Below are 16602 nucleotides of genomic sequence, written 5' to 3'. Positions count from 1 at the left end.
TAGCTTTAAGGGGAGCATGTACGGCGCAAAATCCGGCCATTCGTAATTTCGCTTTAGGGCCTGTTTGAACATAGAGGAAAAGACGAATGATTGCGCCCAGGAGGTTTGACGCGGAAAGAGGCCGCTTCTTGGGCACAGTGTTTTTCGATGTTTTCAACAAGCCCTAACAATGCATCTGGAAACAGGACCAGGGTAAAAAGTTCTGGACCAGGCACACCGGCGGCGCTTCTACTTATGGTAAGGCGCCCCCCGTAAAATTTGCAGCCCTCTGTATGCCTGTTCGCACAACATGACCCGGGCCAACTGGTGGGGAAAGGTCATGGCAGACATGGAGATGGGCCGCCCCGCCCTCTTCACCTGCTCAGACAAGCCAAAAGAACTGCCAATGACAAAGCTAACCGCCCCTGGCGACCGCATGGCCTCCTTTAGCAGCGCGGCCATTCCCAGCGAGTCTATCCCTTTCCCCTCAATGCACAGGGGGTATACCGTCCCCTCCAGCTTGGAAAGAATGGCGGCCGCTTCCTTTTCCAGGGCACTGGCCACTTCTCCTGGACTGGGGGCGCTGGGAAGCCTTGCCTCTGGCAGCTCTGCCAATTCAAACCGGCACAGACCTGCCAGCCGCTTCTCGTACTCCTGCACAGCCTGCCGCCAAAAGGCCTCTTTCAGCTTGCCCATACACACAAGCTTTACCAAAAGCATTAGAAAATCACCACCCGGCCCCCTATATTTTCCACCGGCGCCACCTCTAAGGTATAGTCCACGTCACCTATGTATCCAGCCATGGTCAGGGCGCAGCGGGCGGTTTCCAGGGCCAGGGCCGGGGTGTTGTTTTCCCGGCTGATATGGGCCAGCATAAAACGCCGGACGCCTGTATTCAGCAGCTGGGGCAAAAATCCCGCGCACGCCGCGTTAGAAAGATGCCCCTGGTCTGATAAAATGCGGCGCTTTAGCGGGTAGGGATAGGGCCCGTTGCGCAGCATCTCCACATCGTGGTTGGATTCAATCACCACCAGGTCGCAGCCAAAAAGGGCCTCTTTGGCCTGGTCCGAGAGAAACCCCAGGTCCGTGGCCAGACAGAACTTCCTGTCATCCCCAGTATGTATCCGGTAGCCCACCGGCTGAGCACAGTCATGGGACACAGAAAAAGGCCGCACCCCCATGCCAGCCAGGTTCACCTCTCCTTCTATGGGCCGCAGGTCCAGGCCCTCCAGGCCAGCGGGCAGGGCCCCCAGGGTGCCGGGGCTGGCGTACACGGGTAGGCCGTACTTTTTGGCAAACACCCGCAGGCCGTTAATGTGGTCCGTGTGCTCGTGGGTAATGAGAATGGCATGAATGGCCAGGGGGTCAATGCCGCAGAGCTTCAGCATCCCGTCCAGCTGGCGGGCGCTGCGGCCCGCGTCGATGAGCACCCCCTGGCTGCGGGAGCCAATATAATAGCTGTTCCCAGAACTGCCCGAGAACAGCGGACAAAGCCGTGCCATTGCAAGTTCCTCCTCACAAAATCACCCTGCCGGGCTCTCATCCCGGGCAGGGCGCAGTTTTCTTATGAATCTTCCTTCCGCCGGAGTCGGGCTAAAATGCTCCCGACCCACTGGGTGCAGTCCGCCTGCCGGGCTCCTTTTCTCCGCCAAGATTCTGAAAGGGGCAGATGAACCCCGTCTTTGGCCTTTGGCCCTAGGTCCCATTGGCCCGAACTATCCCGGTTCTCCTCCATCCAGTCCGCCGCAAATCCCAGCTTCTCCGCCGCAAGAGCATAGCCTGACAAAAGCTCCACCCCGCTCAAGTACCGCACCGTCTCCCGGGAGGCAAACTCCTCCGGCAGACAGCCCACGGGGCCGCAGATATAGTATATCCCCTCTGGCTTCCCCATCACATAGTGGAGAAACCTGTCCTCTGTCTCCGGGGTGAGCATCCCCTTAAGCAGGCTCACATGGTAAAAGTCCACAAAATCCCGCTCCCGGCCGCCCCTTACCGGCGAGTGGAACTCCCTTCCATACGCCTCCCGGTACGCGCCGGCAGCATACGTACCATCCGCAAAGGTCCGCTCCATCACTCTGGCCCATTTTTTGGCAAAGTCCAGCGCCAGGGGCTCGTCCGGGCAAAATTCCCGCACCCACGCGGAGAGCATCAGCTTGGTAAAAAGCGCCCAGTCATGGCCTTTTTCCCAATAGCCGTCAATCTTCCTCTCCCCCCGCAGGCAGCGGGTCATGCAGTCCACCGCCCGGCGGATGGGCTCGTCCTCCAGGGTATAGCCCAAAATTTTCAGCCGCCGCAGGGCCTGTTCGGTGGTGATCAAGCCCCTGCGCCGGTCCGGCATGGAGAGGGTGTGGAACTGGCTCCCCCAGGTGCCGTCCGGGTTCTGTAGGGCCAGCACCGAAGCCGCGCTGGCCTTATAGCGCCGCCTTGCTATCTCCATAGCTCATCCAATATGATACATCCTGGGCTCCGGCGCGGACTGATAGAAGATATCCGCTCCCAGCCCCGCCAGCTTGTCTACAATATTTTCGTAGCCGCGCTCGATAAACCGGATGTTTTCCACCTGGGTGACGCCGCTGGCCATCAGCCCAGCCAAAATCATGGCCACACCGGCTCTCAGGTCCAGGGCCCGCACCGGGGCGCCCTTTAGCCTTTGTACGCCCTCTACCACGGCCAGGCTGCCCTCTACGGTAATCTGTGCCCCCATGTTCCGCAGCTCGTCCACATATTTAAAGCGTCCGCCGCTAAAGATGCTCTCTGTCACCATGCTGATGCCCCCCGCCGTGGTCAGCAGGGTGGTGATTTGGGGCTGCATGTCGGTGGGAAAACCCGGGTGGGGCAGAGTTTTTACATTGCATTTGCGCAGCTGCCGGTCGCAGGTAACCCGCACCGTATCGTCGCCCTCTTCCACCCGTACCCCCATTTCCACCAGCTTGGCGGAGATGGACTCCAGGTGCTTGGGGGTCACGTTTTTCACAGTGATGTCCCCGTAGGTGGCGGCCGCGGCCATCATATATGTGCCGGCCTCAATCTGGTCTGGGATGATGGTATAGGTCACCCCCCGCAGCTGCTGAACCCCATGGATCTTGATGGTATCCGTGCCCGCGCCCCGGATATCGGCCCCCATGGTGTTCAAAAAGTTGGCCAGGTCCACCACGTGGGGCTCTCGGGCGGCGTTTTCAATGACCGTAACGCCCCGGGCTTTAACGGCAGTAAGCATAATATTCATGGTGGCCCCCACTGTGACCACGTCCAGATAAATATGGGCCCCGTGCAGGTCGTTCGGCGCGGTAACAGAGATCATGCCGCCGTTGTCCAGGCTGTGCTCACAGCCCAGGGCCTCAAAACCCTTTAAATGCTGGTCAATGGGCCGTACGCCAAAGTCGCAGCCCCCGGGCAGGGGCACCAGCGCCCGGCGGCACCGGCCCAGCAAAGCGCCAATAAAATAATACGAGCCCCGCATCCGCCGGGCCACGTCGGCGCTCACGGTGTCCGTGTCAATGGGGCGGGGGTCAATCACCATGGTGTGCCGGTCCGGATACTCCACCCGGGCCCCCATCTCCTCTAAAATATAAGCGGAGTTTTTCACGTCTGAAATATCTGGCAAATTTTCTATACAGCAAGGAGAATCGGACAGAATGATGGCGGGCAAAATAGCCACTGCCGCGTTTTTTGCACCACTAATATTGACCTCGCCGCAAAGGCGACGCCCCCCATGTATCACATATTTATCCAAATTTACACTTCCTTATGGCCCGCAGGACAGGCCGGAATTGACTTTACTCTTAGTATTGGGTCCAAGAGCTATAATAATACATCCGGGCAAAAAAGTCAATGGGCAGCTGGTAATATGTGAAAATTATGTAAACTTTAAAGCCCGCTACTTCCCTTTGCCAATAATCGGCTTTTCCTGGCCCCGTAGCAGCCGCCCTATGTTGGCCCGGTGCTTTACCAGCACCAGCACCCCAATGAACAGCGCCGCCCCTGTGGCCACCAGCAGGTATGCCAGCGAGTGCCCCTTGTTCCCGGCCCAGGGGCTGCCCCCGTAGTCCAGGAAAAAGGCCACCAAAAAGGTATATACCGGGTACGCCGCCGCGCACACCACCGAGGCCAGGGAGATAATCCTTCTGGCGATAAAGAGAACCAGGAAAGTGGCGATGACCAGCAAAAACACCCGCCAGTCTACCAGCAGAATCATGGCCGCGGCGGCCACAATGCCCTTTCCCCCCCGGAATCCGTAGTAGATGGGGAAAATATGCCCCACCACGCAGGCCGCGCCCGCCAGGTACCGGGCATACTGGAACACCTCGCTGGAGAAAAGGGTGGAACCGGCCAGCACCGCTGGGCTCATCATAACCCAGCGCATCACCAGCTGGCCCAGCAGCACCGCCGTCACGCACTTGAGAAAGTCCCCCACAAAGGTCAGCAGCGCCGGCAGCTTGCCCACGCTTCGCAGCACGTTGGTCATGCCTGCATTGCCGCTGCCCTGGTTGCGGATGTCCTTCCGCTGGACAATGCGGGTTAGGATAATGGCCCAGTTAATCCCCCCCAGAAGATACCCGATGACCGCCGAAACGGCCAGCCCGATCCCACAGTAAAGCTCTTGCTTTGACATGTTCTTTCCCCCTATAGTTTGGACGTATTCCCATAAGCGTTCGTACGCCCTACGCTTTCTCGTCCTTTTTGTCTCGAATCAGCAGGCGCACCGGGGTGCACTCCAGGCCAAAGGTCTCCCGTATGCGGTTGACAATAAACCGCTGGTAAGAGTAGTGGAACAGCTCGTGGTCGTTAACAAAGCACACAAAGGTGGGGGGCTTGGTACTGGCCTGGGTAATATAGTAGATCTTCAGCCGCCTCCCCTTGTCCGTGGGGGGCTGCACCCGGGCTGTGGCCTGGGCCAGCACGTCGTTTAGGGCCCCGGTGGTCACCCGCATCGCGTTGCTCATGGCCGCCAGCTTGATGAGTTCAAACATCCGGTCCAGCCGCTGGCCTGTTTTGGCAGAGATAAAGATAATGGGCGCATAGCTCATAAAGGCAAAGTCCTGGGCCAGTTTTAGGCGCATTTGGTCCATGGTCTTGTCGTCCTTTTCCACCGCGTCCCACTTGTTCACGCAGATGACGCAGCCCTTGCCTGCCTCGTGGGCAATGCCCGCCACCTTAGAATCCTGGTCCGTAAAGCCCACCGTACCGTCGATAAGAATCAGGCACACGTCCGCCCGCTCCACAGCCATTTCGGCCCGCAGGTTGCTGTAATACTCAATGGAATCCTCCACCTTGGCCTTTTTCCGCAGCCCAGCGGTGTCGATAAAGGTGAAAGTGCCAAAACGGTTCTCAATGGTCATGTCCACCGCGTCCCGGGTGGTGCCCGCCATATCAGAGACAATGCAGCGGTTTTCCCCCGCCACCCGGTTCACCAGCGAGGACTTGCCCACGTTGGGCTTTCCAATCACTGCCACTTTAATAATCTCTCCATCGGGCCCCTCTTCCTCCGCTTGGGGCAGGTCCTCCAGCACCCGGTCCAGCAGGTCCCCAGTGCCGTGGCCATGGACAGAAGAGACCATCACCGGGTCTCCCAGGCCCAGGTTGTAAAATTCATAAAACTCTGCCGGAGGCTGGCCCACGCTGTCGCACTTATTGACGCACAGCACCACAGGGCGGCCGCTTTTTTGCAGCAGCTCGGCCACCTCGATGTCGTTGGCTGTCACTCCGGCCCGCAGGTCGGTGACCAAAATAATCACACTGGCCGCGTCAATGGCGATCTGTACCTGTTCCCGCATCTGGGAAATTAGAATGTCCTTAGAGGCAGGCTCCAGACCGCCGGTATCCACCAGGGAAAATTCCCTGCCGCACCATTCGGCGTCGCCAAAAATCCGGTCCCTGGTGACACCGGGGGTGTCCTCCACAATGGAGAGCCTGCGCCCCACGATTTTGTTAAACAAGGTCGATTTGCCCACATTGGGCCGGCCGACAATAGCCACAATGGGTTTTGCCATATGAAAGCCTCCTTTTGAAAATGCAAATTTCCCCGCGGCCCCGGAGAGCACCAGTAAAAGCTGGCTCCAGAACCGCAAAATGCCTGGCAGGGGCAAGGGGTAAGCGTCTGCCGGAGCTTTTAAGTTCCCGCACCCTCATAGGGCTGGTGTTCTGTCACGCCCGGCGTTTCTTGCCCCAGAATGGCCGCCAGCAGTTCCTCTCCCGTGCTGCCCACCCGCCGGGCCGGTTTGCCCAGGGCCTGGCTCAGCCGCTCCAGGGTCATGTCATCCAGGAAAACATCCTCTCCTGCCTTCAGCATATTCCCCGCAATCAAAATCTCGTTTCCCAGCTCTCGCCCGGAAAGTTGGGCTATGATGTCCCGCCCAGTCAGCAGGCCCGTCACATTCACCGTGCCCCCAAAGAAATCATTGTGGATAGGGACTAAGTCGATAGTTAAATTATCGCATTTTTCCCGGAGCACGTCAAGCATTTTATTCAAAAAACCCAAGGCCGCTTCTCCCGTGGGGATGGTCACCCGCCGCTTTCCGCCCCAGGGCTCCAGATCCTCCACGGCCCATAAAAAGCCCTGTTCCAGGTCCCGCAGCATGCCCACGCCGTTCTCAATCTGAGGAAAATCTTCGTAAAATTCCACTGGCGGCAGCTCTCTCTCTGCCAAAAGATATAGCTCGTCCGCCGCAAACACGGTTCGGGCCCCCCGCTCTTTCAGGCAGCGGCTCCCCCATTTTTCAATGATTTCCAGCGCCGCCCCGGCTGTGTCTTGATCAAAAGGAATCAGCGGATACAGCCCTTGGCGGTAGCGGGTTAAGCCCACTGGCACACAGGCCACGCTCTGTATGGCGCCCCCAAGTTTACATAACTCTCTCAAACTATACTCCAGCGCCGCCCCGTCGTTAAGCCCAGGGCACAGCACAATTTGGCAATTCAGTTGCACGCCCCCCTCTGCCAGCCTGTAAAGATACCGCAGAGAATCCCCGGCAAACCGGTTGTTCATCATCTTGCAGCGCAGCGCGGGGTCCATGGTGTGCACGGAAATATTGATCGGACTAATGTGCATTTGCAGAATGCGGTCAATCTCCCTATCATCGATATTGGTTAACGTAATATAGTTTCCAAACAGAAAGCTTAGCCGGTTATCGTCATCCTTAAAATAAAGGGTCTCCCGCATTCCAGGGGGAAGCTGGTCAATAAAGCAGAACACGCACTTGTTTCGGCAAGAACGCTGCTGGTCCATCAAGTAGGTCTCAAATTCCAGCCCCAGCCCGGCATACTGCGGTTTTATCAGTTCCACCGCCAAGTCCCGTCCCTCCCGTCGCAGTACCAGCCGAAGCTCTCGCTCGGTCTCATAAAAGCGGAAGTCCAGCACATCTGTTACTGAGTGGCCATTCATACTCACCAGTAGGTCTCCGGGCAAAATTCCGGCCCGCTGGGCCCGGCTTCCCGGCTCTACTCCGTCAATTCTAACCATTGCCTCCTCCTTACCGGGAAAGCTGTCCCACATTTATGGAAAATCCCTGGCAGCCGCTTAAAAAGCCCGCCCGCGCTCCTGAATCCACGGCAGGTTTTCCCCTTAAAAAAGCCGGGTTCCAGGGCTCTAAAGCCTTCCACGCAAACAAATCCTTAATGATGCATTGTTTGATATGCACTGCTTTCCGCTTTTTATTCTCACTAAATCAAAAAAGGGAAGCACCCATCTCATTGGCATTGCCAAGGGGGCGTTTCCCTTTTCGATCTTCCTTATGGAAACCTGCTTATTGGTCCACCTCAACCACTTTCCGGCCATTATAATAGCCGCAGGTGGGGCAAACCCGGTGAGGAGCCTTGTAGCTGCCGCACTGGGCACACTTGGTCAGAGCAGGGGCTTGCAGCTTCCACACATTAGAGCGCCGCTTATTCTGCCGCGCACTGGACACCTTTCTCTTGGGTACCGCCATTTTCAGCACCTCCTTAGCTTCAAAAACTCGTACATTATCCCAACTTTTTCATTTAACCTACAGCAATTCCTTCAAAACCTCCAGCCGCGGGTCTATCACCGGGCCGCCGCAGCCACACATCCCGTGGTTCCAGTTGGTTCCGCAGGTGGGGCACAAGCCCTTGCAGTCCTCTTTACAAAGGAACTGACCGGGCATGTTCAGCAGGACGTCCTCCAGCACTAGCCTGTCCAAGTCCAGCTTTTCCTCAGGCGTCAGGATGGTGTCTTCATCCTCTTCACCCTGGGTCTCCCGAACCAGCATATGACGGAAGGTTTTCTCGTACTCTCTGGTGAACTCCTCCGCGCAGCGGTCACAGGGCATCAAAAGGGAAAACTCCACCCGCGCCTGAAAATCCACCGCGCTCGCAAAGCCTTTCAGCGCAGCCTCTACCTTCACGGGCGCACAAAACGGCTTGACGCCGCCCAATTCCACCCCGGAAAAGTCCAGCTGGCAGCTGACCTTGTCCTCAAGGCCATCAGACTGAAAATACTTTTTTATATCGATCACCATATCGCACCTCATGCCGTACCGGTATATTATACCTGTTAAAAGGACCTTTGTCAAGCCCGAAGCCAGGAGAATTTTGCCGTTATTTCAGCACACAGTCAGCCACCTGGGCGGGAATATCCTCGTCGGCGGCAGAGATGGAAAGCACAATCGAGGTACTGGCGGACTCGCTAAGCTTTTTCAGCTCGGGTACCAGGTAAGCGCAGGCCTCGGCCCCAGTGCCGGTAATCTTTAGGGTGGAGTCCACAAAGATGTCGGTCACGTCATAGTTGCCCGCGCAAATGCCGCTGATAAAGCCCAGCAGGGCGTCCTCGCCCTTAATATCATAGGCGTCAGAATCCACCAAGCGGGCGGCATAGGGAATGTTGTAGGTCATCTGCTGGCCTTTCTCAATGACCACCACGTTGCCGTTGGACTTTTCCAGGGCGGCGTTGACCATCTCAATGAGCTTCTTTGTCTTGCCCGAACCTTTTTTACCAGTCAAAAGAGTAACCATTTTTTTGCTCCTTTATTTTTAAATTATTGCTCTCACAAAATAGTAAGAGCATTTACCCGGGCCAAATGACGGGAAAGATTTCCCACGGGAACTTCTCCCTCTGCCAATAGGCACCGGCCTTTGCCCAATGTCCGGTACTGGACTTTTTTTAACCGTTCAGGCGCTCCTCCAGCGCCGCCTTTTGGGCTTCGTACCCGGGCTTGCCCAGCAGGGCGAACATGTTCTTCTTATAGCTTTCCACCCCAGGCTGGTCAAAGGGATTCACACCCAGCAGATAGCCGGAAATGGCGCAGGCTTTCTCAAAAAAGTAGATAATCTGCCCCAAAGTCTCTTCAGAAAAGTCGCTGGCGTGCAGCACCACATTGGGCACGCCGCCGTCGTTGTGGGCCAGCACGGTCCCCTCAAAAGCCTTCTCGTTGACAAAGGCCATGGTCCGGCCCTCCAGATAGTTCAGTCCGTCCACGTCCGTGGGGTCCTTGCCCAGAGTCACCTGGTGCTTGGGGCTGTCAATGAGCACTACGGTCTCAAACAACTGCCGCCGGCCGTCCTGGATATACTGCCCCATGGAGTGCAGGTCCGTGGAAAACACCACCGAGGCTGGGAACAGGCCTTTCTGGTCCTTGCCCTCGCTCTCTCCATACAGCTGCTTCCACCATTCGTTCATCATGGCGTAGCAGGGCTCATAGCTCACCATCACCTCTACGGACTTGCCCTTGTTGTATAGGATGTTCCGGGCCGCCGCATACTTGTAGCAGTCGTTCTCCTCCAGCACCGGGCTGCTATAGGCTTTCATGGCCTTGCGCGCCCCTTCCATCAAGGCGTCAACGTCACACCCCGCCACGGCAATGGGCAAAAGCCCCACGGCGGTCAGCACCGAGTAGCGTCCGCCCACATTATCCGGTACCACAAACGTCTCGTAGCCCTCGGCGTCAGCCAGCTGCTTCAAAGTGCCCTTGGCCTTATCCGTGGTGCAGAAAACGCGCTGCCGGGCCCCTTCTTTGCCATATTTCTTTTCCAGCAGCTCCCGGAACACCCGGAACGCAATGGCGGGCTCGGTGGTAGTGCCGGACTTGGAGATCATGTTGATGGAAACGTCCTTGTCCTGGCAAATCGTCACCAGCTCCTGCAAAGCGGTAGAGCTAATGCTATTGCCGGTAAAATAGATATCCGGCGTATCCTTTGGCAGGGCGTTGTAATGGTCGGACTTCAAAAATTCAATAGCGGCCCGGGCCCCCAGGTAGGAGCCCCCGATGCCAATGACCACAAACACCTGAGAATTTTCCTTTACCCGCTGGGCCGCGGCCTTGATGCGGGCAAACTCCTCCTTGTCATAATCCTCGGGAAGGGTGGTCCAGCCCAAAAAGTCATTCCCCGGGCCTTTTCCAGAGGCCAATAGATCGCTGGCGGCCTGCACAGCGGGCTGCATACCGTCGAACTCATGTTGAGAAATAAAGCCTTTTAAATACCTGTCGTCCAATTTTAGCGGCATTTGCAAAACTCCTTTACTCTTTCCGTCCGCCAGGGAAGAAACCAGCCTCTATAAAACTGAAAGATTCCTCCGCCCAACGCCGGGATTTTTATTACTCTTATTTTACAATATATTTTTCTGTTTTGCAAGAGGGGGTTTTATGAAATATCTCTAAATTCTCCGGGCGTCTTTTTGTGCAGAGTCTCTGCCAAAAGCGGGCGCCGCCAGAAAAAAGGGGAAAATCCCCCTTGCCGCCTGGAAAGCCGCTTCCCAAAAAGGAAAGGGCACAGCACCGCCCTTATGGATCCGGCCAAGACGGCAGACAAAGCCCGGGCGCTTCATCCCCGGACCCGAGAAGAGGCGAAGCATGGACTAAAGCCAGCTCTTCGCCTCTTCACCGTCTGCTCTTTCCTTAAGGCAATACCGCACAATTCTAAGCACCGTATTGCGCAGTCAGATTTTTCTTCAGAGGGTACAGATTGAGCGCCGTCCATCTCACCATTGACCAGCGAAAGCTGTGCGCTATCACGGAAAATCTGCAAGCAGGACGGTGCTTAGAATTGTGCGGTGTTGCCTTAAAACCCTTCTCGCTCCTATAGCGTCAGCAGCCCCCGCAGCAAATATCCAAAGGCCGAGCCAAAGGTAATGGCCGCCACCTCTCCCGCCGCTTTAATCTCCACCTGGGCCACGGTCTCTCCCCCTGCCAGATAGCTGATCTTCCCCAGCACATCCCCCTCTTTTACCGGAGCAGTCACCCCCTGCTTCCAGCTGATTTTTTCCTCCACCTCTCCTTTAGCCGAGGTCCTCATCAGAATCTCCGGCATCTCGCCCGCGCGCACGGGTACTGTTTCCTCCATGCCCCCCGCCACCGCCACCGGCGGCAGCTCCGGGCTCTCGGGCACGGTGACGGTCCACCCGGCAAACCCATAGTCCAGCAGCGCCGCCGCGTCCCGGAACCGGTCGTCCGTGCTGGGGGCCCCCAGCACCACCGCGATCAGCCGCAGGCCGCCCCGCTCCGCCGTGGCAGTGATACAGCTGCCCGCCTGGGTGGTAGTGCCGGTCTTTAGCCCCGTAATGCCCTGGTAGCTGCGGATCAGTTTGTTGGTGTTCACCAGCTGGGTGGCCCCGTCCCGTACATAGTCAATCCAGGTGAGCGTGTAGTCCTGAATTTTTTTGTGTTTGATCAGTTCCCGGCTCATCAGTGCCACGTCAAAGGCACTGGTCACATGGCCCTCCTCATCCAGCCCGTTGCAATTTTTAAAGGTGCTGTCCCCCATGCCCAGCTCCTGGGCTTTTTCGTTCATTCTGGCCACAAAGGCCTCTTCGCTGCCCGCCACGTTTTCGGCCAGCACCACCGCCGCGTCGTTGGCGCTCATAATCACCGTGGCTTTTAGCAGGTCGTCCACGCTCATCTGCTCTCCCTCTTTCAGCCAGATGTCCGACCCGCCCATGGAGGCCGCGTGGGCAGAGGCCGTCAGCTGGTCCTCCAGGCGCAGCTGGCCCGCCTCCAGGGCGTCAAAGGTCAGGCACAGGGTCATTACTTTGGTGATAGAGGCACAGGGACGCACCTCATGGGCGTTTTTTTCAAAGAGTACCTGCCCGGTGCCGGCCTCCATCAGCACCGCCGCCGGGGCCGAAAGGGTCAGCTCCTCCTGGCCGTGGGCGGTCAAAGCCGGCAGAGAGAGGGCCGCTGTCAGCAGAGCAAGAAGAAGGGCCAAATACTTTTTCACAACAGATCATCCTTTCCCTTTCAAAGCAACACTGTGGCAAGGTTTTTGTGGGGTGTTGCCTCCATTGTTCTACTAATATGCGCCCAGCGGCCCGGTCATGCCCAGTGAGTGCCCCCTTTACGGTATATGTTCCGGTTGTGGGGCTGCTCCTTTGCGGTCTACGTTATTTGATGCAGTACGATTTGCCCTGGGGGTCCCCCTTGCGGTATCTGTGGTTCGGGGGCCTGGGGTTTACCGTGCCGCCCTTCCTCTGCTCTCCGCTGCCGGAAAAAACCGCGGCAAGCCCCCTGGCCTTTGACTATGGTCCTGTGCCCCGGCGCTGCGCCGGCCGGGGCGGGCGCTATCGTCCATCCACTAAAGAAACAGCAAAATCAATTTTTCAAGTTAAGATATCCTTGTTTCTGTCCTAAAACAAAAGATTCTAAATTTTAATAGAGCTTGTTTGAAAATAGAGAAAAATGATCTTTTTTGGCCCGGAAGAGGGGCCCTTGCAAGGAAAAAAGCCGCAAGAAATGCTGGCGCCTTTCCAGAATTTTTGACGCTGAAGCCACCATTTCTGGGCAAAACAGCCCCTGTTTCGGAGTTTTCACACAGACTCTAGGGCTGGTTTGAAAACAGAGAAAATGCCGTCTTTTTGCCCTGGCCGGTGCGGTTTGACGAAGAAAGCCGCAAGGAATCCTTTCGTATTACAAGGATTTTCCACACACAAATCCGCCCGGACCGGGCAAAAAGACGGTGTTTGCGATTTTTCAAACAAGCCCTAGCCTGTGTGAACCATAAGCTTTATCTGTTGCCAAGGAGACGCCCTCTGTGGTCCCGCCGGCTTCCCCTTGGGGTTCTGGGCCTTTCCGAAAAAAAGAGGGCTTCCCCTGTGAGAAGCCCTCTTCGCCTATTCCGTTTCCACAATCAGTTCCCAGTTTAGATGCAGTGGCATCAGCCTCGCCAGCAGCCGTCTGGCCTCCGTCTCGCTCACGCCCAAAAATCCTTTAGCCCGAATGATTACTCCTGTCTCTGTCTCTTCCACCGCGCCGTCAATCCCCGCCGCTTCTACCACGCTCCTCAGTTCCGCCAGGGTCCCCGGCCCCCGGTAGGCCCCCAGCAGCCCCAGCAGCGCCCGCCTGCGGTCCGCCGGTTCTCCCGGCAGGGCCTGGCCGTGGAACAAAATCTCCCACTGGCCCAGCGTTTCTTCTGGCGCGGTCTCAATGAACAGCTCCGCCAGTGCCCGGTCTACCTGTGCCCACGCCGCGTCCAATCCTTCGGCGTAGGCGTCCAACTCCCAGTCCAGCGGACTGCTGCCGGTCAACTGGTACGCGCCTGTGGCAGAAAGAATCCGGCGCAGGTCCTCCCCGGCGCTCATGCGGCCTCCGTCAGGGAGACCACGCCCATAATGGGCAATACTCCCGCCGCCCCGGCATAGTCCGCAATCGCGTTGTTCAAGGTCAGCTTGCCAATGGCGGAGTCTCCCAGGATTACCCGGGCTAAGTCCCCTGTATACACCCCGCCGCCAATCTCCCTTTGGTCAAACCACTGACCCAGGGCGGCTTTGGCCCGCTCCTTGGCCTCTGCAAAGTTCAGCCCGGGCCGCATCTTCATGGTGGCCATCACATTGCATTTGCGGGTGGTGGCCGCCTGTATGGTCAATGCCGCCCCCAGGGGCTTTTCCCGGCTCAAAGCTTCTGTGGCCGCGGCCAGCAGGGCTTCGTCCGGGGCCTGGCCTTCTCCCCAAAGGTACACTGCCGCCCCGCCGCTTTCCGCCGCTACGGCCTGGGCCTTTGTCACCCCCGGCACCGCCCGGGCCAGGGCCTCATAGTAGGCCGGATTGCCCATTAAAATAGGCCGGGAAAAGGCCTCCAGCACCCGCTGGCGGTAGGCCTCGTCGTCCTCCGCCTCGGCCCCACCGGTAAAGGCGCCGTGGTTCATCACATACTGTATGCCGTTGACCGGCGTCACCAAAGTGTTAATGTAGTTAGAGGCCGCGTTTCCCCGGCTGCCTGCTTCCACCGCCTGGGCCGGGGCCCCCACAGCTAGGTCTCCAGCGGGCAAAGACACGTCCTGGGTGGTCTCATACTCCACCGCCTCGTCTCCGTAAGCGGCGCATACCGTGCCTTTGGGAATCACCAGGTCAAAGCTTAGGGGCAGGTACCGGCAAAAGTGCAGCACCCCCTGGGCTTTTTGGGCGGGCTTTCTGGCCAGCCCCCGCTGGGCCCCGTGGCGGTCCAGCTGCTCCCCCTGGGCCGTTTGGGGAAACGCCTCCCGCCGGACCCACTCAATCCCCGCCTGCAAGCGGTAGATTTCTCCGGCCAGCACCTGTAGGCGTATGCCAATGTCCCCCGCTTCGTCGGGTGTCCCGCCGCTTTTGTCCGCGTACTGTCTCCGCATCCTGTCAAGTATCTCTTGGTATGTCTCCAATGATAATTTCCCCCTCTCCCAGCGGCGTCTCCATCAAAAACCGCACGCCGTCCTCTGTTGCCTCCGCCCTTTTGGCCCGCGCCCCCGGCAGGTCCAGAAGGGCTTCATTCGCCAGTGCCACAGCCCGGTCCAGGGCGTGGTCCTCCTGGGGGTCCCACTGCCACAGTCCGCTGCCCAGTTCCCGGCAATAGGGCAGGCTGCCCCGGCGGATGCTCAGCCGCAGCCAGGCGTTTTGCAGCAGCTCCTCCAGGCCTCCCACCATCTGGGGCAGGCCCCCAGGGCCCAGGGCGATGTTTCCGTTTTCCAGCTTTAGGTCCATCACCCCGCCTCCTTTGGGGCAAAGACCTGGCCGTTCACCACCACCTGCCCGTTATTTTTCAGCAAAATTTCCGCCCCTCCGGCCGAGTACAGCCGTACCTCGCCCTCTTCCAGGGTGGGGTCCGGGGCGCTGGCCAGCCCCGCGCAGTAGCCATTCAGCATCACCGCCGGGCGGCCGCTCTGGGCGGCGCTGGCAAAACCATAGGGAAACAGCTGCTCTGGGGCCCGGTGCTCGCTGTCGCTCCGCACCGCAAAGCCCCCCTCGCTCTCCACCAGCCCACTGCGCAGCCGCACGTTATCTCCGGGCTTAAGCCTCTCTGTCAGCCACACGCTCATCCTCTCCTTTCTCCAGGGTCAGCCGAGTGCGCACTCCGCTGCCATCCATCCACACCACCGCCTTTTTTACCGGGCATCCCACAAATCGTCCCACCCGGGGCAGGGCCACCCGGGCGGTGCAGTCTCCCTGGGGCCACCAGGCCCCCGCACAGGTTACTGTCAGCAAAAAGCTCGCCTGCCGGGCCTCTTTCAGCAGCTGCCGGGGGTTTTGGCCGCTTTGGGCGCTAATGTACCTACGCCTGGGAACAGCCGCCTCCGGGTCGGTAAACCGGGTATCATAGCCCCCGCGGTATCCCTGCTTGTATAGGGCACTCAGCCGTTTACAGGGCAGGCGGCACAGTTTGGCCTCCATCACTCGGTCCAGCTCCAGTTCCCCGGGCCCGGCCCCCTCGCAGTGCAGGACTCCCTCAAAGTCCACATAGGGCCGGGTGCCCAGGTAGTCCTGGCAGAATTCTGCCAGCACCTGCCAGCAAGACCGCCCCTTCTCCACCAAAAGCTCCCCAGGAAAGCGTCCGTCCTCTCCTGTCACCTGGTCAAAGCCCAGGGGCTCCAGCAGCCTGCGCCGGATAGCGCCCAAAGAAGGGTTCCCAAAAGCTCTGGGCTCCGCCTCGTTGTCCAGCAGCAGGGCTTCCCGGCTTCTGCACACCAACTCCACTAGCAGCCCCTTGGGGCCCATGGCGGTGTTCTGCTCATCTACCATCCCCCGAAACAGCCCCCGGCCGCCTTCGTATACCCGCACCTCTTCCAGGTCCTCCCAGATCCGCTCTGCGGGAAATATCGCTTTCAGCTGGCAGGCCGGGGCCTCCCTGTCATAAGACAGCACCGCCTCCTTGGGGGCGCCCAGCAGCATCTGCCCGCCCCCGGCTAAAGTTCCCCAAAAAGTCATGGGGCATGCACCTCCTCTCCCTCTTTCAGGTCCGCGATGTCCCGTATATGGGGGTTGGCCGCCCGCAGGGCTTCTATGTCCCAGCCAAAGCGCCCGGCATAGTCCCACAGGCTCTCCCCAGCGGCCGCGTAGCGCACCCCCAGGTACCGAGCCCCGGCCTTATACTCGGTAAATGCAAAGCTGTACTTTACCAGCCCCCCGCCTGCCTCTCCCAGCAGCTTTAGGTTGTCCAGCACCGCCAAAAAAGGCGCCTGCCCAGGCAGCTGCAAATATCCCGGCCCGCCTTCGGCCAGCAGCGCTTCCAGGCGCCGCCACTGTCCGGCACAGTCCTCCCCGGTAAAATACCCCACGCCGCTGACCCGCCGCTTTTTGGGCCCCAGGTCCACGGCCTCCCCGCCCTGGAAGGGCAGCAGGGTCTCCTTCAGGTTCCGGGCGCATTCCACATACAGCTGGGTAGGATTTATCCGCCAGGTAAAGTCTTTAAAACGCATGGTCATCAGGTTCACTCTTTC

18 protein-coding genes are annotated in these 16602 nt (G+C 58.6%); all 18 read right to left on the bottom strand.

Annotation, left to right across the window (positions count from 1 at the left end; all coding sequences use genetic code 11):
- Window positions 1-228: 228 nt before the first annotated feature.
- A complete protein-coding gene (locus U8U68_RS01860; RefSeq protein WP_322199159.1) occupies window positions 229-699 on the bottom strand; it encodes a 23S rRNA (pseudouridine(1915)-N(3))-methyltransferase RlmH in 471 nt (156 codons plus the stop codon).
- Window positions 699-1481 carry an MBL fold metallo-hydrolase gene (locus U8U68_RS01855; protein WP_322199158.1) on the bottom strand — a complete coding sequence of 261 codons (783 nt, stop codon included), beginning with the start codon at window positions 1479-1481 and terminating at the stop codon, window positions 699-701. The genes U8U68_RS01860 and U8U68_RS01855 overlap by 1 nt, the downstream gene beginning before the upstream one ends.
- 62 nt (window positions 1482-1543) lie before the next feature.
- A complete protein-coding gene (locus U8U68_RS01850; protein WP_322199157.1) occupies window positions 1544-2416 on the bottom strand; it encodes a hypothetical protein in 873 nt (290 codons plus the stop codon).
- Window positions 2417-2419: 3 nt separating this feature from the next.
- Entirely contained in the window at window positions 2420-3712 is a 1293-nt protein-coding gene (gene murA, locus U8U68_RS01845) for a UDP-N-acetylglucosamine 1-carboxyvinyltransferase (RefSeq protein ID WP_322199156.1), read from the bottom strand.
- A 144-nt stretch (window positions 3713-3856) separates the two neighbouring features.
- Entirely contained in the window at window positions 3857-4591 is a 735-nt protein-coding gene (gene plsY, locus U8U68_RS01840) for a glycerol-3-phosphate 1-O-acyltransferase PlsY (protein ID WP_322199155.1), read from the bottom strand.
- Window positions 4592-4640: 49 nt separating this feature from the next.
- Window positions 4641-5969, bottom strand: a complete 1329-nt coding sequence (der, locus tag U8U68_RS01835) for a ribosome biogenesis GTPase Der (protein WP_322199154.1) — start codon at window positions 5967-5969, stop codon at window positions 4641-4643.
- A 119-nt stretch (window positions 5970-6088) separates the two neighbouring features.
- Window positions 6089-7435, bottom strand: a complete 1347-nt coding sequence (locus U8U68_RS01830) for a DUF512 domain-containing protein (RefSeq protein ID WP_322199153.1) — start codon at window positions 7433-7435, stop codon at window positions 6089-6091.
- A 283-nt stretch (window positions 7436-7718) separates the two neighbouring features.
- Window positions 7719-7901 carry a 50S ribosomal protein L32 gene (rpmF, locus tag U8U68_RS01825; protein ID WP_322199152.1) on the bottom strand — a complete coding sequence of 61 codons (183 nt, stop codon included), beginning with the start codon at window positions 7899-7901 and terminating at the stop codon, window positions 7719-7721.
- Between the two features lie 57 nt (window positions 7902-7958).
- On the bottom strand, window positions 7959-8450 hold the full coding sequence (locus U8U68_RS01820; protein WP_322199151.1) for a YceD family protein: 492 nt from the start codon (window positions 8448-8450) through the stop codon (window positions 7959-7961).
- A gap of 79 nt (window positions 8451-8529) precedes the next feature.
- Entirely contained in the window at window positions 8530-8943 is a 414-nt protein-coding gene (locus tag U8U68_RS01815) for a hypothetical protein (RefSeq protein WP_322199150.1), read from the bottom strand.
- 148 nt (window positions 8944-9091) lie between these two features.
- Window positions 9092-10432: a glucose-6-phosphate isomerase gene (locus U8U68_RS01810; RefSeq protein ID WP_322199149.1), complete on the bottom strand. Its 1341-nt coding sequence runs from the start codon at window positions 10430-10432 to the stop codon at window positions 9092-9094.
- A gap of 572 nt (window positions 10433-11004) precedes the next feature.
- Window positions 11005-12141 carry a D-alanyl-D-alanine carboxypeptidase family protein gene (locus tag U8U68_RS01805; protein WP_322199148.1) on the bottom strand — a complete coding sequence of 379 codons (1137 nt, stop codon included), beginning with the start codon at window positions 12139-12141 and terminating at the stop codon, window positions 11005-11007.
- Between the two features lie 889 nt (window positions 12142-13030).
- Complete coding sequence (locus U8U68_RS01800) at window positions 13031-13498, bottom strand: (Fe-S)-binding protein (RefSeq protein WP_322199147.1); 468 nt, start codon at window positions 13496-13498, stop codon at window positions 13031-13033.
- Window positions 13495-14550 carry a baseplate J/gp47 family protein gene (locus U8U68_RS01795; protein WP_322199146.1) on the bottom strand — a complete coding sequence of 352 codons (1056 nt, stop codon included), beginning with the start codon at window positions 14548-14550 and terminating at the stop codon, window positions 13495-13497. Before U8U68_RS01795 ends, U8U68_RS01800 begins: the two co-directional genes overlap by 4 nt.
- Window positions 14525-14869 (bottom strand): histidine kinase, encoded by a 345-nt coding sequence (locus tag U8U68_RS01790; RefSeq protein ID WP_322199145.1) that lies wholly within the window; start codon window positions 14867-14869, stop codon window positions 14525-14527. Before U8U68_RS01790 ends, U8U68_RS01795 begins: the two co-directional genes overlap by 26 nt.
- Window positions 14869-15198 carry a hypothetical protein gene (locus tag U8U68_RS01785; RefSeq protein ID WP_322199144.1) on the bottom strand — a complete coding sequence of 110 codons (330 nt, stop codon included), beginning with the start codon at window positions 15196-15198 and terminating at the stop codon, window positions 14869-14871. The genes U8U68_RS01790 and U8U68_RS01785 overlap by 1 nt, the downstream gene beginning before the upstream one ends.
- Complete coding sequence (locus U8U68_RS01780) at window positions 15176-16090, bottom strand: hypothetical protein (protein WP_322199143.1); 915 nt, start codon at window positions 16088-16090, stop codon at window positions 15176-15178. The genes U8U68_RS01785 and U8U68_RS01780 overlap by 23 nt, the downstream gene beginning before the upstream one ends.
- Window positions 16087-16596 (bottom strand): LysM peptidoglycan-binding domain-containing protein, encoded by a 510-nt coding sequence (locus U8U68_RS01775; protein ID WP_331679101.1) that lies wholly within the window; start codon window positions 16594-16596, stop codon window positions 16087-16089. Before U8U68_RS01775 ends, U8U68_RS01780 begins: the two co-directional genes overlap by 4 nt.
- Window positions 16597-16602: the final 6 nt, after the last annotated feature.

It is taken from the genome of Acutalibacter intestini, assembly GCF_034334985.1.
In the GTDB taxonomy this organism is placed as follows: Bacteria; Bacillota; Clostridia; order Oscillospirales; family Acutalibacteraceae; genus Acutalibacter; species Acutalibacter intestini.
The sequence above is the reverse complement of the archived record's forward strand: the minus strand, read 5'-3'. Positions and strand labels throughout refer to the sequence as shown.

What these genes read in the sequence shown, in the direction of transcription:
- U8U68_RS01780 (WP_322199143.1), bottom strand. Translation starts at nt 16,090, where the DNA reads ATGACTTTTTGGGGAACTTTAGCCGGGGGCGGGCAGATGCTGCTGGGC.
- der (WP_322199154.1), bottom strand. Translation starts at nt 5,969, where the DNA reads ATGGCAAAACCCATTGTGGCTATTGTCGGCCGGCCCAATGTGGGCAAA.
- plsY (WP_322199155.1), bottom strand. Translation starts at nt 4,591, where the DNA reads ATGTCAAAGCAAGAGCTTTACTGTGGGATCGGGCTGGCCGTTTCGGCG.
- U8U68_RS01820 (WP_322199151.1), bottom strand. Translation starts at nt 8,450, where the DNA reads ATGGTGATCGATATAAAAAAGTATTTTCAGTCTGATGGCCTTGAGGAC.
- U8U68_RS01810 (WP_322199149.1), bottom strand. Translation starts at nt 10,432, where the DNA reads ATGCCGCTAAAATTGGACGACAGGTATTTAAAAGGCTTTATTTCTCAA.
- U8U68_RS01850 (WP_322199157.1), bottom strand. Translation starts at nt 2,416, where the DNA reads ATGGAGATAGCAAGGCGGCGCTATAAGGCCAGCGCGGCTTCGGTGCTG.
- U8U68_RS01800 (WP_322199147.1), bottom strand. Translation starts at nt 13,498, where the DNA reads ATGAGCGCCGGGGAGGACCTGCGCCGGATTCTTTCTGCCACAGGCGCG.
- U8U68_RS01790 (WP_322199145.1), bottom strand. Translation starts at nt 14,869, where the DNA reads ATGGACCTAAAGCTGGAAAACGGAAACATCGCCCTGGGCCCTGGGGGC.
- U8U68_RS01830 (WP_322199153.1), bottom strand. Translation starts at nt 7,435, where the DNA reads ATGGTTAGAATTGACGGAGTAGAGCCGGGAAGCCGGGCCCAGCGGGCC.
- U8U68_RS01815 (WP_322199150.1), bottom strand. Translation starts at nt 8,943, where the DNA reads ATGGTTACTCTTTTGACTGGTAAAAAAGGTTCGGGCAAGACAAAGAAG.
- rpmF (WP_322199152.1), bottom strand. Translation starts at nt 7,901, where the DNA reads ATGGCGGTACCCAAGAGAAAGGTGTCCAGTGCGCGGCAGAATAAGCGG.
- U8U68_RS01860 (WP_322199159.1), bottom strand. Translation starts at nt 699, where the DNA reads ATGCTTTTGGTAAAGCTTGTGTGTATGGGCAAGCTGAAAGAGGCCTTT.
- U8U68_RS01855 (WP_322199158.1), bottom strand. Translation starts at nt 1,481, where the DNA reads ATGGCACGGCTTTGTCCGCTGTTCTCGGGCAGTTCTGGGAACAGCTAT.